This window comes from Bradyrhizobium sp. 33ap4 (assembly GCF_032654765.1).
Taxonomy (GTDB): domain Bacteria; phylum Pseudomonadota; class Alphaproteobacteria; order Rhizobiales; family Xanthobacteraceae; genus Bradyrhizobium; species Bradyrhizobium australafricanum.
On record NZ_JAUMTJ010000016.1, the window covers coordinates 112,832 to 128,589 of the forward strand.

A 15,758-nucleotide genomic window follows, 5' to 3' on the forward strand; every position below is an offset into this window, starting at 1 on the left:
CGAGCTGTGCCGCCTTCTCCAGGTTCTTGGATGGTTGTGTTGTGTCGTCGATCAGGTCAGGAGCTCAGGAGCCCTGTTGTCAGGAGCCCTATTGTCAGGAGCCCTGGCCGCCGCACTTGTTGGTCTTGGTGTTGAAGTTGCCGCACTTCTTGCCGACCCAATCGCCGATCAGGTCCTTGGAGCCCTCGAGCTCCTTCGACCAGGCGTCGCCGGCCACCAGGCCCGGGGTCTTCCAGACCACGTCGAACTGGCCGTTGCCCTTGATCTCGCCGATGAACACCGGCTTGGTGATGTGGTGGTTCGGCAGCATCTGCGACACGCCGCCGGTCAGGTTCGGCGCCTCGATGCCGGGAAGCGCATCGATCACCTTGTCCGGATCGGTCGACTTCACCTTCTCGACCGCCTTCACCCACATGTTGAAGCCGATGTAGTGCGCTTCCATCGGATCGTTGGTCACGCGCTTCGGGTTCTTGGTGTAGGCCTGCCACTCCTTGATGAACTTCTCGTTCGCCGGGGTCTTGATCGACTCGAAGTAGTTCCAGGCGGCGAGATGGCCGAGCAGCGGCTTGGTGTCGATGCCGGCGAGCTCTTCCTCGCCGACCGAGAACGCGACCACCGGGATCTCGGTCGCCTTGATACCCTGGTTGCCGAGTTCCTTGTAGAACGGAACGTTGGCGTCGCCGTTGATGGTGGAGACCACCGCGGTCTTCTTGCCGGCCGAGCCGAACTTCTTGATGTCGGCCACGATCGTCTGCCAGTCGGAGTGACCGAACGGCGTGTAGTTGATCATGATGTCGTCCTGGGCGACGCCCTTCGACTTCAGATAGGCTTCCAGGATCTTGTTGGTGGTGCGCGGATAGACGTAGTCGGTGCCGGCCAGCACCCAGCGCTTCACCTTCTCTTCCTTCATCAGATAGTCGACCGCCGGGATCGCCTGCTGGTTCGGCGCCGCGCCGGTGTAGAACACGTTGCGCTCGGACTCCTCGCCCTCATACTGTACCGGGTAGAACAGGATGTTGTTCAGCTCCTTGAACACCGGGAGCACGGATTTACGCGACACCGAGGTCCAGCAGCCGAACACGACCGCGACCTTGTCCTTGGTGATCAACTCGCGGGCCTTTTCGGCGAACAGCGGCCAGTTCGAGGCGGGGTCGACCACGACGGGCTCGAGCTTCTTGCCGAGCACGCCGCCCTTCTTGTTCTGCTCGTCGATCAGGAAAAGGATCGTGTCCTTCAGCGTGGTTTCGCTGATGGCCATGGTGCCCGACAGCGAGTGAAGGATGCCAACCTTGATGGTGTCGTCGGCCGCTTGCGCGGGCGCGAGGGACGAGGACGCAGCCAGACCCAAAACCAGGCCGGCCGTCGCCGCGAGCGCGCGGCGGCGGGTCATCGTCGTTATTTTGTGAGAAAGCTGAGTAAGCATGAAATGTCGTCTCCCTGACGCAGGCGTGGAACGCTGCGAACGGCCGCTTGGCCGCCTGCGGTTAATGGAATCGCAAGAACTGTGCCACGGTGCGCGGGCACCGTAAGCCGATGAACCGGCTGGATAATTTCATCGGTTCCGGGCAAATACGGAAGCCGACTGCTCAATCATTGAGCCGCCAACTTGACTGCCGAAAGAGCAATCAGATTATTCTGTAGGCAAAATCGCCGCCTTGGCTAAATTTCCGGCATCGATTTGTGACAGTTTGCGCGATGGTTCAGCGAACTCCGGGCACCAAAGACGGCAATCTCATCTTGAAACCGCCCAGTTCCTGGTCCATATCCTCGCCATGCCCGCGAGAGTCGCGGTGCCTTCGCGAGCTGCGTGTTCAAGCTGCCCCAAGCGGCTTCTGGCTCGCCTTTCAGCTAACCCAGCTTGACGCCCCAGACACGCGGGTGTCCCCGAATGCCTTCACACGCTTCCGGCCGATATGGGCCGGGACGACGACGGCTTTTATGGAAAGAACCACCTTTTGACCTCCTTTCAGGATTTCGGCCTCGCCGATCCCATCGCCCGCGCGCTCCGAGAAGAAAATTATCTCACGCCGACCCCCATCCAGGCCCAGACCATCCCGCTAGCCCTTGCCGGCCGCGACGTCGTCGGCATCGCCCAGACCGGCACCGGCAAGACCGCCTCCTTCGCGCTGCCAATCCTGCACCGGCTGCTGGAGAACCGCGTCCGCCCGCAGCCCAAGAGCTGCCGCGTGCTGGTGCTCTCGCCGACCCGTGAACTGTCCGGCCAGATCCTCGACAGTTTCAACACCTATGGCCGCCACATCCGGCTGTCCTCGACGCTCGCCATCGGCGGCGTGCCGATGGGCCGCCAGGTCCGTTCCCTGATGCAGGGCGTCGAGGTGCTGGTCGCCACCCCCGGCCGCCTGCTCGATCTCGTGCAGAGCAACGGGCTGAAGCTCAACCAGGTCGAGTTCCTGGTGCTCGATGAAGCCGACCGCATGCTCGACATGGGGTTCATCAACGACATCCGGAAAATCGTCGCCAAGCTGCCGATCCGGCGCCAGACGCTGTTCTTCTCGGCCACCATGCCCAAGGACATCGCCGAGCTCGCCGAGGCGATGCTGCGCGACCCGGCCCGCGTGGCGGTGACGCCGGTGGCCTCGACGGTGGATCGCATCGCCCAGCGCGCGATCCAGGTCGATTTCGCGGCCAAGCCGACGGTTCTCGCCCAGTTGCTGAAGCAGGAGCCGGTCAACCGCGCCCTGGTCTTCACCCGCACCAAGCACGGCGCCGACAAGGTGGTGAAAAGCCTTGCCAAGGCCGGCATCGAGGCCAATGCGATCCACGGCAACAAGTCGCAGAACCACCGCGAGCGCACGCTGGCGGCGTTCCGTTCCGGCGAGATCCGCACGCTGGTGGCGACCGATATCGCCGCCCGCGGCATCGACGTCGACGGCGTCAGCCACGTGGTGAATTTCGACCTGCCCAATATCCCGGAGACCTACGTCCACCGCATCGGCCGCACGGCGCGCGCCGGCGCCGACGGCGTCGCGATCTCGCTGATCGCCGGTGCCGAGGAGATGGGCTATCTGCGCGATATCGAGCGGCTGATCCGGATTACCGTGCCGCGGGAAGACCGCCGCACGCAAGGCAGCTCCTCTGGCGGCCGCGAGGCCGCCGCGCCGGCGCAGGCCACCCACCCGCACCGGGGCGGCCGCTCTGCGCCCCGTGCGCATAATGTCCGTGGGAATGAGGCCGCTCCGGGCGCAAAAGGCCCTCGCCGCCGCCGCCGTCGAGGTGGTAATAATGGCGCGCCGCAGACGAGCCGGGGCGAGTCGCCGCGTCCGTCGCAGGCCGGCAACAGCGAAGGCATTCAGGGCGTCGCCTTCTTGCATCGCGAGAGCCGGCCGAATCCGCAATCCAACCGCAACAACCGACCGAAGCACTAGCCGTCGCTCGATCTGGAGAAACATATGGCTAAGGAAGAGCTGATCCAGTTCGAAGGACTGGTGACCGAAATCCTCCCCGACGCTCGTTACCGGGTGCAACTCGATGCCGGGCACGAGATCGTCGCCTACACCGCCGGCAAGATGAAGAAAAACCGCATCAAGACGCTGGCCGGCGACCGCGTTACGATCGAAATGTCGCCCTACGATCTCGAAAAGGGGCGCCTGATCTTCCGGCACAAGGACGAACGTCCGAGCGGCGCGCCCGGCGGCCCGCCGCGGGGCGGAGCCCAGCGCGGCGGCCAGTTCCGCCGCCGATAAGCGGGGTGTTGCAACCGCTGCGGGCATGACGTCCTGATGTCCTGCGCACAATTGGCCGGCGGCTGCGCCGGCCAAAAAATCGCGCACGTCAGGATTGTTTTCAGGATTGTTTTGAAGCCTTCTATCGAATAATATCCTACCCATCGATTTTCGGCCGGACGACATTAGCCAATACCGGTACAGCCGGTTCAGACGCTGACGACCCTTCCAAAAATTCGATCTCACCACCCCGCCGATCAGCGGGTCTTGAACTTGTATATCTGAGAAGGGACTACCCACGTGAGCATGGGAACCGTGAAGTGGTTTAACGCGACCAAGGGCTACGGCTTCATCCAGCCGGATGAAGGCGGGAACGACGTGTTCGTGCACATCAGTGCAGTCGAGCGCGCCGGCCTTGGCACTCTGCGTGAAGGCCAGAAGATCTCCTACGAGATCGTGGCTGACCGCCGTTCCGGCAAATCCTCGGCCGACAATCTGCGCGCCGCCGGATAAGCCGATTTCCCGGGAGCGCGAAGCTCCAGGAAATTGTCGCTAAAGCATCAAGGGCCGCACCTTCGGGTGCGGCCCTTTTTGTCCGGATTGCCAACCGGCGTCCGCGTCGTTCGAAAGCTCTAATAGGTCGAGCAGGTCGTCGGCATGGTGGCGGACGTCGGGGCGTAGAACACGCAAACCGACTGCCGCGGCCTTGTGAAGGCGACATCGGTGAGATTGATGCCGCTCTTGGCCATCACATAGCCGACCGTCGGAACGTATTTGTAGCTGACTTCGCTGAAGATCAGATAGGTGCCCGCAACCAGCAGCGCCGCCGGAACGACGCTGGTCACGACATCACCCTGGCTGCGGCTCGAGGCCGTCAATGTGGCCTGCGTGGCGCCCGTGGCCATCACCCCCGCCTTGCTCCACTGGATCCGCGCGACCTTCGAGGCATCGACGTAGATCTCCGACAACGTGACCTTGGTCGGCGTCGGATCGTACGGCGTCATGATGCCGACGCTGGCACTGAAGAAGTTCTGCAGGTCGGCATCCACCACCTGCGTCGACTGCGAGGTCAGGTCCGACGCGGCGCGCGCCATAAGCGTGACCTTGCGGTCGACCGCGACACCGGATGAAAACTCGACGGTGCCGAAGAACAGCACCAGCATCAGCGGCAGGACGAAAGCGAACTCGACGGCGGCAAGGCCCCGGCGGTCATTGCACAGGGCCACGACGGAGCGCAGCAAGGCCGCTGCCTGGGTTTTCATGACGTTGCTCATGAGCATGTCGCCCCGGCAGTCCCGGATGGCTCATTCTTGAATGTCGCGGTCGCGGTCAGCAGCCGCTTGCCATTGGCGAGGTTGGCGACATTGAAGCCAAGCTTGGTGACGAACAGCGGCCACTGATAGAACAGCCGGACCACCACGACGTCGCCGTCCTTGCCGGGACACCATTTCATGGCCGGAATGAATGCGTTGTTGGAATCGATTGGAGGCGCGATGTTGACGCTGCTGAAGCCCGTCGCCGCGGGGTAGCTGCGCACGTCGACCGATATGCCATTGGCGCAATCGAACAGCGGGTTGACCTGGCCGCAGACGTAGTTCTTGAACTGCTGCTGGGTATAGCTTGCGCCCTGCGCCTGACCGGTCATGATCATGCGCGCAGAATCCTGCGTCACCGTCTCCAGCACCTGGCTCGCGAAGAAGATCATCGCCACTTCGATGATCGCAAACAGCAGTCCGAAAAACAGCGGCGCGACCATCGCGAATTCGACCGCGGTCGCGCCACGGCGGTTTCTGCGAAAGCGATGGAGGAGGCGCGTGAAAGAATGAGCGGGTAGCGGCATCAACGACCCCGGATCAACATGGCGGCAACAACTACCCAAGACTCATTGTCGAAGTATTTCGCCGGATCGAGACAGGGCCACCCGATCCGTCAGGCCTTTCTTAACCATGTCGGATGAACCGCCTGCGGCAGGCGGCTGCCCCGGCGTGCGAAGCGCCGGCGCGGACACGCGCTAGTTCTGCGGCTTCGCGGCCGCGCCCGAGCCGGAGGCCTGGCTGTTGAGCGAGCCTGCCTGGTCCATGGTCGACTTGAAGTAGGTCTCGCCGTCGCCGAGGGTGATGCGACGCTGGCAGACCGGCATGCAGCTGTAGGTCTCGCGATCGACGCCGCGATAGACGGTGACAAGCTGGTCGGTCGGACCTTCGACCTGGATCTGGCGATCCACCAGCACCTGGCCGGTGCGGTCGAGTGCGATGAAGTTGGTCGCGCCGTAGCCCTTGCCGGTCACGACGACAACGCCGCCATTCTGCAGGGTGACGTCGGCGATCAGCGGGTTGCCGACCACGATGGTGGAAATGCCGCCGGGCAGCTTGACGAGCTTGGCCTGATCGACATTGACCGCAATCCGGTCCGGATCCGGCGCGGCCGTTGCGAATGCGGGCCACAGCAGAACGGCTGCGGCCAGCGAGATGAATCCAATGCGCGCGACGGCGCCAATACGCTGGAATTGAAACGACATACCTTACCCCGGGACGTTAACAAGCCGGCAAAAGCGATACGCAGCGGACCGGCGCCCGACGCAGGCAAATCTGACGGCAATTCATTTAAGAAGAGCAAAAATCGACCGCTGAATTGCGCGGATGTCACGACTTCTGGAACGGATCGACCAACGGCCCGGTGATCCCGCGGAAAAACGTCCCGGCGGGGACCGCCGCCTAGCCAGCACCACGCACATGCACCACCACGCGATCGTCGGCGTAGAGGCGCTGCCATCCATCGATGTGATCGAGAAACTTGGAGGCGGGCGTTGCCGGATCGAGCATCACCGCATCGATCCTGTAGGTCTTGAGCAGGTCGAGGAAGCCGTTGACGTCCTTGAGCTGGAGCGCACGATAATAGGCCATCTCGAATTTCTCGCCGTAAAGCTCGGCACGGCCGTCGACGAACACCGGCACCTGGCGCCAGATCAGATAGCCGCCGAACTGCAGATCATTGAGCACGCGCTGCACGTTGTGCGCCTTCAGCGCGTCGACGGCGGCAGCGGGCGAATGGATCGTCGGCGGCGACATGTCCCGACGCGCCGCGATGAACCAGGTCGCGGCGCAGAGCACGGCGATCAGCATCACGGCCGGCGTGGCCTTCAGCCGGACCACGCTTGCGGCACGCAGGCCGAACTGGGTTGCCACCGGCGTCAGCACAGCCAGCGGCAACAGCAGGGCGAAGAGCTCGAGATTCCTGACATGGGATAGCGCCATGTGCAGCAGGCCCAGCGCCAGGGCGATCCGCGGCAGCGGCAGCTTCACCCCGCAATAGAGCGCCCCGCCGATCAGGCCGAGAATGGCCAGCTCGAACGCATCGACGTGGCTGAAACTCGCCGGCATCCACTCCGTGATGAGATGCAGCAGTTCACCGAGGCTGAGAATCTTCAGCGAGGCGAGGATCGTCCCCCAGCCATAGGGCGTCACGCTGCACGCGGCCAGCGCGCCGAAGCCGAATGCGGCCCAGCGCAGCGCCAGCGGCAATCTTTGCGCCGGCGCGGCGTTCCACAGCGCATCGAGCGCGAAGGCGCCGGCCAGCACCAGGCCAAACAGAAAGCCGCCATGCAGATTGGCCCAGAGCGCGATCAGCGGCAGCAGCCAGAACGAGGGGGCCTCGCGGCGTTCGCTGGCGACCATCAGGCCGTTCGCCCAGACCATCATGATCGGCAGCGCAAGCAAATGCGGACGGGCCAGCAGATGCCCGCAGGTCAACACTAGCGCCGCCAGCGCGATCAGGCTCGCATGGATTGCCGGCAGCGCACGGCCGAGGATGGCGGTGAGCAGCGCGAAGGTGGCGGCACCGCAGGCCGCGGCCAGCACCGCAGGCCCGGTCCACCCGGCAAGGTCGTAGGCCTTCGCGAACAGGACCTGCGCCAGCCACGACGACGACACCCAAGGCTCACCCGCTTTGGTGAAGGAATAGATATCGACCGACGGCAATGCGCGGTGGTCGAGGATCCACCGGCCGACGGCAATCTGCCAGTAGGTGTCGGAATCGGCGAGCAGCCTGTCGCCGACGACCAGCAGCAACGCATAGACGCCGCACGCCATCCAGAACCAGGCCGGGACTTCGGCGAACACCGAGGCCCGCGCCTGTGGGACGGTTGCGGTCTCAGCACTCATGCGCGCGCAGTCCGGTCAATGACGGAACGGATAGGCCAGCTGTCCGCCGATTTCGGCCGGCACGCCCTCCTCGGCGTCGACGCCGTAATCATCCGGAAGCTTGCCTTCGGGCATGCGGAATGTCCCGAACAGAATGTCCCAGAGCGGAAACGTGCCGGCGAAATTGGTGTCGCCACCCTCCTCGAGCGCGGTGTGATGCCAGCGATGGAACACCGGCGTGGCGATCACATATTTGAACGGGCCGAGCGTCCAGTTCAGGTTGGCGTGCACGAAGGCGGAATGGAATGTGGTGAAGGGACCGACCCACAGCATGATGTTCGGCGAGATGCCGGCCATCAACAGGATCACGTCGACCGAAATCGTGCCGATCAGCAGATTGACGGGATGGAAGCGCGCCGCCGAGATCCATTCGAGATCCTCGGAGGAATGATGAATGGCGTGGTACTTCCAGAATCCGCCGCCGTGAAACATCCGGTGCAGCCAGTACAGCATGAAGTCGGAAGCGACCAGGAAGATGATCGATTGCAGCCAGAGCGGCAGCTGCGCCAGCGGGCCGTGTCCGTTCTCGTAGAACGAGATCAGCTCGTCGGCACCGTGCACATCGAACACCGCGGCCGCGCCCACCACCAGCAGCCCGATCCGCAGCACGCGGGCGAATACCGGCACGAAGAACCAGTAGCAGATGTCCGTGACCAGCTCGCGCTTCTGCCACCACGGCTTGCCGGGATTGCAGGCCCAGAAGTGGGTCAGCACCGTGAAGAACAGCGCGAGGCCGATCGTGATCGGCACCACCCTCATCATCGTCTGGCCGAGCATCTCGATGACTTCGATCGGGAGGGTGGACATGGCAGCCTCATACTACGGAAGCCCCATGGGTATAGATGTGCGCTTAAGGAGCCGTGAATAGGCGCCGGATGTCTGGTCGCAGCAACAATCCGCAATTTTCGCGGACCGTTTAATGCCAAATTTACTGTGCGCAACATCAGCGGGTTCCCGCAGAGTTTATGCGATCAAATTAACTGCGCCGAAATCGTCCAACACTAGGGTGCCGCAATGGTCACGGTGCTGAGAACGCCGGCGAGACCAAATCTAGTTCGACCAGCCACGTGTACACAGGAGTGATTTTATGAAGAACCTCGTTTCGCGCTTCGTGAAGGACGAATCGGGCGCGACCGCCATCGAGTACGGCCTGATCGCCACCGGTATCGCCATCGCGATCATCGCTGCAGTCAACGGCGTCGGCACGAAGCTCTCGGGTACCTTCAACTCGATCTCGGGCTCGCTGAAGTAAGCCGGCTTCGACGAATTCGCATCAAAGGTCCCGGCAATCCCGGGACCTTTGCTATTTGTCGGGGGCCGATCGGCAGCCTCTGTTGAAGGTGCCGGTAATCCTTTTCCGATTGTTCACCATTGGCCGCTAGCGTCGGGTCTCGACCGCAGCTCCAGCTTGACGGCATGAATTCATGATCCTCGACATCGCACGCTTGATGCTGTTTCCGGCCCTGATGGCCTTTGCGGCGGCGAGCGATCTCCTGACCATGACGATCCCGAACCGGATTTCGCTGGCGCTGGTGGCGGGCTTCTTTGTCCTGGCGCCGCTGACCGGGATGGGCGTCCACGAGATCCTCACCCATGCCGGCGCAGGCGCGCTGGTTCTGGTGGTGGCGTTCGGCATGTTCGCGATGGGCTGGGTCGGCGGCGGAGACGCCAAGGTCGCGGCCGCGGCCAGCCTGTGGTTCGGGTTCGAGCACCTGCTGCCCTATCTGGTCTTTGCCTCGCTGTTCGGCGGTGCGCTGACCGTGCTCTTGCTGCAGCTGCGGCAATGGCCATTGCCCTACCCGCTCGCGTCCCAGGCCTGGCTCAGCCGCCTGCACGACAAGCAGACCGGAATTCCCTACGGCATCGCACTCGCTCTCGGCGCCCTCCTGATTTATCCCGAGACGGACTGGATCAAGACGATCGATCTCGCGCACTTCGCCATGCGCTGAGAAAGCAGCGGTAACCGCCCGTTAAGGCGATTTAGATACGCCTCATTAACCATGCTTTGACGAATAGCTGGTCAACTCCCATCACGGCGGCGGCAGCGTCGCGGCGTCATGTGGAAAGTGAAGCGTAATGGATAAGGCCCGCATTCTGGTCCTGGCAATTGCAGGCTGCGCCGGCCTTGCGGCGCTTTATTTGGCGAGCGGAAGCGACGACAAGCCGGCGGCTCCTCCGCCAGTTGCGCAGCTGCCGACCGTCGACATCCTGGTCGCGCGCTCCGACATCGGCCTCGGCCAGGCAGTGAAGGCCGAAGACCTGCAGTGGCAGACCTGGCCGGCGGCGACCGCCAGCGCCAGCTTCATGCGCAAGGACAGCCACGCCGACGCCATCAAGGACGTCACCGGCTCGATCGCGCGCGCCCCGTTCATCCAGGGCGAGCCGATCCGCGAGCAGAAGCTCGTCAAGGCCGACGGAAGCGGCTTCATGGCCGCGATCCTGCCGACGGGCATGCGGGCGGTATCGACCGAAATCTCTCCCGAGACCGGTGCCGGCGGCTTCATCCTGCCGAATGACCGGGTCGACGTCCTGCTGTCGAAGCGGGACAAGAATCCCGACCGCAACGGCGCCGACATCGTCAATTCCGAGGTCATCCTGACCAATATCCGCGTCCTTGCGATCGACCAGGCGCCGAAGGAGAAGGACGGCACCAACGCACTGATCGGCAAGACAGTGACGCTGGAGCTGAAGCCTGACCAGACCGAGACGCTGGCGCGGGCGCGCCAGAGCGGCGTCCTGTCGCTGGCGCTGCGCAGCATCGCCGATAACAACGGGACCGACGTCAGGATCGAGGACAACCACCAGAGACGCGGTGAGACGATCAACGTCATCCGCTTTGGCGTTGCCAACCAGGCAACGATGCAGAAGTGACCATGAGGACACAGGTGATGAAGGGCGGGGCAACTCAACGGACGATGCGGGCCTTCATGGTCCGCGCATTGTCGTTCTCGGCCGTCGCGGCGCTCACGCTCAACCCGGCACTGACGCCGGTGGTGGCGGGCGACTACCGCGCCGCTCCCGCCGCGGCCGACGGCCAGATGAATGCCCGCTTCCTCTCACTCGGCGTCGGCAAATCGGTGGTGATCGATCTGCCGAGGGACATCAAGGACGTGCTGGTCGCCGATCCCAAGATCGCCAATGCCGTGGTCCGCTCGGCGCAACGCGCCTACATCATCGGCGCGACGGTCGGCCAGACCAACATCGTGTTCTTCGACGCCGCCGGCCAGCAGATCGCGGCCTATGACATCGCGGTCAAGCGCGACCTCAACGGCGTGCGCGCGGCCCTGCGTGCAGCCCTGCCGAACGCCGATATCCAGATCGAGGGTGTCGGCGAGGGCGTCATGCTGACCGGAAGCGCGGCGAGCCCGATCGAAGCGCAGCAGGCCGGCGAGATCGCCACGCGGCTGGTCGGCAGCGCTGACAAGGTCGTGAACTCCATCACGGTTCGCGGCCGCGACCAGGTGATGCTGAAGGTGACGGTCGCCGAAGTCTCGCGCAGCCTGATCAAGCAGCTCGGCATCGACCTCACCGCGAACCTCAACTACGGCACCACCGTGGTGAAGTTCACCAACAACAACCCGTTCACGGCGAACAACGCACCGCTGGTGCCCGGCAACGCCCTCACCACTTCGTTCGGCGCGGCCCCATCGGTGTCGGCGACGCTCCGCGCCATGGAAAGCGCAGGCGTGGTGCGGACACTCGCCGAGCCGAACCTGACCGCGATCTCCGGCGAATCGGCGACCTTCATCTCGGGCGGCGAGTTTCCAATTCCGACCGGCGTGACCTGTCAGACGACGACGGGAGGCGCGATCGGGAATTGCGTTCAGACCGTCAGCTTCAAGAAATTCGGCATTTCGCTCAACTTCACGCCCGTGGTGCTGACCGAGGGACGGATCAGCCTGCGCGTGATGACGGAAGTGTCGGAAGTCTCGACCGAGAATTCGCTGACCGGCGGCGCCGGCGGAACGACGATCCCCTCGATCAAGACCCGGCGCGCCGAGACCACGCTGGAAATTCCTTCGGGCGGCTCGATGGCGATGGCCGGCCTGATCCAGGACCAGACCAAGCAGGCGATCAACGGCCTTCCCGGACTGGCGTCGCTGCCGGTGCTCGGAACGCTGTTCCGCAGCCGGGACTTCGTCAACAACCAGACCGAGATGATGGTGCTGGTGACGCCCTATGTTGTTCGCGCGGTGGCACAGAAGGACCTGTCGCGTCCGGATGACGGCTTCGCCAACGCGTCCGATCCGCAGGCCGACCTGCTCGGCAGCATCAATCGCGTCTACGGCGTGCCCGGCCGCACCGAGCCGGCGCGGAATTACCGCGGCACTTACGGCTTCATTACGGACTGAGGCGGACGATGACACAGACCACATCCAGGACATCCGCCGGTTACCAGCGCGGCATCGCTCTCGCCGGAGCGCTCGTCAGCCTCGCGATGACGCTCGGCGCCTGCCAGCACGCCGCCGACAACAGTTTCGCGATGGTGAACGCACCGGCCGACTATCGCCAGCGCCATCCGATCGCGGTCACCGAGGCTGATCGCTCGATCGTGGTCTTCGTCGGCCGCAGCCGCGGCGGCCTGACTGCGGAGCAGCGCGCCGAGGTGATGGGGATGGCGCAGGACTGGATGCGCGAGGGGACCGGCGCCGTCACCATCGACGTTCCCGCCGACACGCCGAACGCACGGACCGCCCAGGAATCGCTGCGCGAGATCCAGGCCACGTTCACCGCCGCCGGCGTGCCGCCGCGCGGGATCCTCGTTCGAAAATACCATCCCGAGGATCCGCGCCAGATGCCCGCGATCCGCGTGAACTATCCAAAGATGAAAGCGGTCGCCGCGCCGTGCGGCCTCTGGCCGGAAGATCTCGGCCCGTCGATCCACAACGGGTCCTACATCGAGAACAAGCAGTACTACAATTTCGGCTGCGCCAATCAGCGCAACCTCGCAGCCATGGTCGAAGATCCGACCGACCTCGTGCAGCCGCGCGCGGAGACCCCTGCCTATACGTCGCGTCGTAACATCGCCTTCGACAAGTATCGCAAGGGCACCACCACCGCCACGAGTTATCCCGAGTCCGACAGGGCCAAGCTAAGCGACACAGGAAAATGATCACCTACGCGCAGCAAAACTCCGAAGAGCAGACGGACGCCCCGCCGCAGGCCGTGGACGACCATATTGCTCCGGCGCCAAGGGTTTCGGTCCAGGCGTTCTGCGAAACGGTCGAGACCGCTGCCGCCGTGCAGTCGGCGGGCGAAGATCGCCGGCTGGCCAAGGCTCACCTCAAGATCCAGATGGGCGGCATGGCGGCCGCCATCGAGGCCTATCGCTCGGCGCCGACGCCCAACGTCATCATCCTCGAGACCGAGGGCCGCGGCGACATCCTGGCTGGCCTCGATCAGCTCGCAACAGTGTGCGACGCCGGCACTCGTGTGGTCGTGATCGGCCGCGTCAACGACGTCACCCTGTATCGCGAGCTGGTGCGCCGCGGCGTCAGCGATTACGTGATCGCGCCGGCCCATGCGATCGACGTGGTGCGCGCGGTCTGTAACCTGTTCTCGGCACCGGAAGCCAAGGCGGTCGGCCGCATCGTCGCCGTTGTCGGTGCCAAGGGCGGCGTCGGCGCCTCGACCATCGCCCACAATGTCGCCTGGGCGATTGCCCGCGATCTGGCGCTTGATTCCGTAGTCGCCGACCTCGACCTCGCCTTCGGCACCGCCGGCCTCAACTACAACCAGGATCCCGCGCAGGGCATCGCCGACGCCGTGTTCTCGCCGGACCGCGTCGATACCGCCTTCGTCGACCGCCTGCTGTCAAAATGCACCGACCATCTGAGCCTGCTGGCGGCGCCGGCGACACTGGACAAGGTCTACGATTTCGGCGCCGAGGCATTCGATGCGATCTTCGATACGCTGCGGACCACGATGCCCTGCATCGTGCTCGACGTGCCGCATCAATGGTCCGGCTGGACCAAGCGCGCATTGATCGCGGCCGACGACATCCTGATCGTGGCGGCGCCCGACCTCGCCAATCTGCGCAATGCCAAGAACATGTTCGACCTGCTGAAGGCCTCGCGGCCCAACGACCGCGCGCCGCTGTACTGCCTGAACCAGGTCGGCGTGCCGAAGCGTCCCGAGATCGCGGCCGGCGAGTTCGCCAAGGCGATCGAAAGCCAGCCGATCGCCGCCATCCCGTTCGATCCGCAGATCTTCGGTTCGGCGGCCAACAACGGCCAGATGATCGCCGAGATTTCCGCCAACCACCGCGCGGTCGAGATGTTTCTGCAGATGGCGCAGCGGCTGACAGGCCGCGGCGAGACCAAGAAGCCGAGGGGGTCCTTCCTGTCGCCCCTGCTCGAAAAGCTGCGGTCCAAATAGTGGTCCGCGTGGAGTCAAGACGTCGTGTTTGGTAAGCGTAGCGGAAACGATGGGGACGTGCGGGCACCCAAGCCCGCGTTTCAGGCGCCGGAGCCAGCCGGCGCGCCGGCGATGTCGCGCGAGTCCGTCGCACCGGCGATCTCGTCGCCGCCGCTGGCACCCAGCAAGCCACCGCCTGCCCCCGCCGTCGAAGCCCGCCGCTCCGACAACTACTACCAGGTCAAGGCGACGATCTTCGGCGCCCTGATCGAGGCGATCGACCTTGCCCAGCTCGCCAAGCTGGACAGCGAATCGGCGCGCGAGGAAATCCGCGACATCGTCAACGAGATCATCGCGATCAAGAACATCGTGATGTCGATCGCCGAGCAGGAGGAGTTGCTCGACGACATCTGCAACGACGTGCTCGGCTACGGCCCGCTGGAGCCGCTGCTGTCGCGCGACGACATCGCCGACATCATGGTCAACGGCGCAGGCACCGTGTTCATCGAAGTCGCCGGCAAGATCCAGCGCACCGGCATCCGCTTTCGCGACAACCAGCAGCTGCTCAACATCTGCCAGCGCATCGTCAGCCAGGTCGGCCGGCGCGTCGACGAATCCTCGCCGATCTGCGACGCCCGCCTCGCCGACGGTTCGCGCGTCAACGCCATCGTGCCGCCGCTGGCGATCGACGGGCCCGCGCTCACCATCCGCAAATTCAAGAAGGACAAGCTGACGCTGGAGCAGCTCGTCAAGTTCGGCGCGATCACCCCCGAAGGGGCGACCATCCTGCAGATCATCGGCCGCGTCCGCTGCAACGTGATCATTTCCGGCGGCACCGGCTCGGGCAAGACCACGCTGCTGAACTGCCTGACCAACTATATCGAGCACGACGAACGCATCATCACCTGCGAAGACGCCGCCGAGCTTCAGCTGCAGCAGCCGCATGTGGTGCGGCTGGAAACCCGGCCGCCGAACATCGAGGGCGAGGGCCAGGTGACGATGCGCGAACTGGTCCGCAACTGCCTGCGTATGCGCCCGGAGCGCATCATCGTCGGCGAAGTCCGCGGACCCGAAGCGTTCGATCTGTTGCAGGCCATGAACACCGGCCACGACGGCTCGATGGGCACGCTGCACGCCAACAATCCGCGCGAGGCACTGTCGCGCTGCGAATCCATGATCACCATGGGCGGCTTCTCGCTTCCGTCACGCACCATTCGCGAGATGATCTGCGCCTCGGTCGACATCATCGTGCAAGCGGCGCGCCTGCGCGACGGTTCGCGCCGCATCACGCACATCACCGAGGTGATGGGCATGGAAGGCGACACCATCATCACCCAGGATATCTTCCTCTACGACGTGGTCGGGGAAGACGCCAACGGCAAGATCATCGGCAAGCACCGCTCGACCGGCATCGGCCGCCCGCGCTTCTGGGAGCGTGCGCGCTACTACAATGAAGAGAAGCGGCTTGCGGCGGCGCTGGACGCTTCCGACGCCCCGGCGCCGGTCTAGGGGAACGTAG

At 64.3% G+C, this 15,758-nt stretch carries 16 protein-coding genes; 10 read left to right on the top strand and 6 right to left on the bottom strand.

Annotated elements, in window-relative coordinates; translation table 11 throughout:
• Nucleotides 1-94: 94 nt before the first annotated feature.
• Nucleotides 95-1,390, bottom strand: a complete 1,296-nt coding sequence (gene urtA / locus Q2M23_RS14710; protein ID WP_371852088.1) for an urea ABC transporter substrate-binding protein — start codon at nucleotides 1,388-1,390, stop codon at nucleotides 95-97.
• A gap of 523 nt (nucleotides 1,391-1,913) precedes the next feature.
• On the opposite strand from urtA, the gene Q2M23_RS14715 reads away from it, so the two are divergent.
• The 3 genes from Q2M23_RS14715 to Q2M23_RS14725 all read left to right on the top strand — a co-directional run bounded on the left by Q2M23_RS14715 (nucleotide 1,914) and on the right by Q2M23_RS14725 (nucleotide 4,196).
• Nucleotides 1,914-3,386, top strand: a complete 1,473-nt coding sequence (locus Q2M23_RS14715; RefSeq protein ID WP_410469727.1) for a DEAD/DEAH box helicase — start codon at nucleotides 1,914-1,916, stop codon at nucleotides 3,384-3,386.
• A gap of 24 nt (nucleotides 3,387-3,410) precedes the next feature.
• The gene (gene infA, locus Q2M23_RS14720; protein WP_016842649.1) at nucleotides 3,411-3,704 is read left to right on the top strand and encodes a translation initiation factor IF-1; all 294 of its coding nucleotides are present in this window, start codon (nucleotides 3,411-3,413) and stop codon (nucleotides 3,702-3,704) included.
• Nucleotides 3,705-3,983: 279 nt separating this feature from the next.
• Nucleotides 3,984-4,196, top strand: a complete 213-nt coding sequence (locus Q2M23_RS14725; RefSeq protein ID WP_016842648.1) for a cold-shock protein — start codon at nucleotides 3,984-3,986, stop codon at nucleotides 4,194-4,196.
• Nucleotides 4,197-4,315: 119 nt separating this feature from the next.
• On the opposite strand, the gene Q2M23_RS14730 is transcribed toward Q2M23_RS14725, so the two are convergent.
• The 5 genes from Q2M23_RS14730 to Q2M23_RS14750 all read right to left on the bottom strand — a co-directional run bounded on the left by Q2M23_RS14730 (nucleotide 4,316) and on the right by Q2M23_RS14750 (nucleotide 8,689).
• Nucleotides 4,316-4,945, bottom strand: coding sequence for a TadE/TadG family type IV pilus assembly protein (locus tag Q2M23_RS14730; RefSeq protein ID WP_225645084.1), 630 nt, complete (start codon nucleotides 4,943-4,945; stop codon nucleotides 4,316-4,318).
• A gap of 8 nt (nucleotides 4,946-4,953) precedes the next feature.
• Nucleotides 4,954-5,523, bottom strand: a complete 570-nt coding sequence (locus tag Q2M23_RS14735; RefSeq protein ID WP_168858010.1) for a TadE/TadG family type IV pilus assembly protein — start codon at nucleotides 5,521-5,523, stop codon at nucleotides 4,954-4,956.
• Nucleotides 5,524-5,694: 171 nt separating this feature from the next.
• The gene (locus tag Q2M23_RS14740) at nucleotides 5,695-6,201 is read right to left on the bottom strand and encodes a pilus assembly protein N-terminal domain-containing protein (protein ID WP_057016118.1); all 507 of its coding nucleotides are present in this window, start codon (nucleotides 6,199-6,201) and stop codon (nucleotides 5,695-5,697) included.
• A gap of 196 nt (nucleotides 6,202-6,397) precedes the next feature.
• Nucleotides 6,398-7,843, bottom strand: coding sequence for a hypothetical protein (locus tag Q2M23_RS14745; protein WP_316395958.1), 1,446 nt, complete (start codon nucleotides 7,841-7,843; stop codon nucleotides 6,398-6,400).
• 15 nt (nucleotides 7,844-7,858) lie between these two features.
• On the bottom strand, nucleotides 7,859-8,689 hold the full coding sequence (locus tag Q2M23_RS14750) for a sterol desaturase family protein (RefSeq protein ID WP_316395959.1): 831 nt from the start codon (nucleotides 8,687-8,689) through the stop codon (nucleotides 7,859-7,861).
• A 280-nt stretch (nucleotides 8,690-8,969) separates the two neighbouring features.
• Between Q2M23_RS14750 and Q2M23_RS14755 the strand changes: the two genes are divergently transcribed.
• The 7 genes from Q2M23_RS14755 to Q2M23_RS14785 all read left to right on the top strand — a co-directional run bounded on the left by Q2M23_RS14755 (nucleotide 8,970) and on the right by Q2M23_RS14785 (nucleotide 15,748).
• Nucleotides 8,970-9,134, top strand: a complete 165-nt coding sequence (locus Q2M23_RS14755) for a Flp family type IVb pilin (RefSeq protein ID WP_016842642.1) — start codon at nucleotides 8,970-8,972, stop codon at nucleotides 9,132-9,134.
• Nucleotides 9,135-9,306: 172 nt separating this feature from the next.
• Entirely contained in the window at nucleotides 9,307-9,831 is a 525-nt protein-coding gene (locus Q2M23_RS14760; RefSeq protein WP_028334676.1) for a prepilin peptidase, read from the top strand.
• Between the two features lie 127 nt (nucleotides 9,832-9,958).
• A complete protein-coding gene (gene cpaB, locus Q2M23_RS14765) occupies nucleotides 9,959-10,753 on the top strand; it encodes a Flp pilus assembly protein CpaB (protein ID WP_076824885.1) in 795 nt (264 codons plus the stop codon).
• A 2-nt stretch (nucleotides 10,754-10,755) separates the two neighbouring features.
• A complete protein-coding gene (locus tag Q2M23_RS14770) occupies nucleotides 10,756-12,234 on the top strand; it encodes a type II and III secretion system protein family protein (protein ID WP_141341582.1) in 1,479 nt (492 codons plus the stop codon).
• Between the two features lie 8 nt (nucleotides 12,235-12,242).
• Nucleotides 12,243-12,995 (top strand): CpaD family pilus assembly protein, encoded by a 753-nt coding sequence (locus Q2M23_RS14775; protein ID WP_316395960.1) that lies wholly within the window; start codon nucleotides 12,243-12,245, stop codon nucleotides 12,993-12,995.
• Nucleotides 12,992-14,260, top strand: a complete 1,269-nt coding sequence (locus Q2M23_RS14780; RefSeq protein ID WP_018269598.1) for a CpaE family protein — start codon at nucleotides 12,992-12,994, stop codon at nucleotides 14,258-14,260. Before Q2M23_RS14775 ends, Q2M23_RS14780 begins: the two co-directional genes overlap by 4 nt.
• A gap of 24 nt (nucleotides 14,261-14,284) precedes the next feature.
• Entirely contained in the window at nucleotides 14,285-15,748 is a 1,464-nt protein-coding gene (locus tag Q2M23_RS14785) for a CpaF family protein (protein ID WP_057016114.1), read from the top strand.
• Nucleotides 15,749-15,758: the final 10 nt, after the last annotated feature.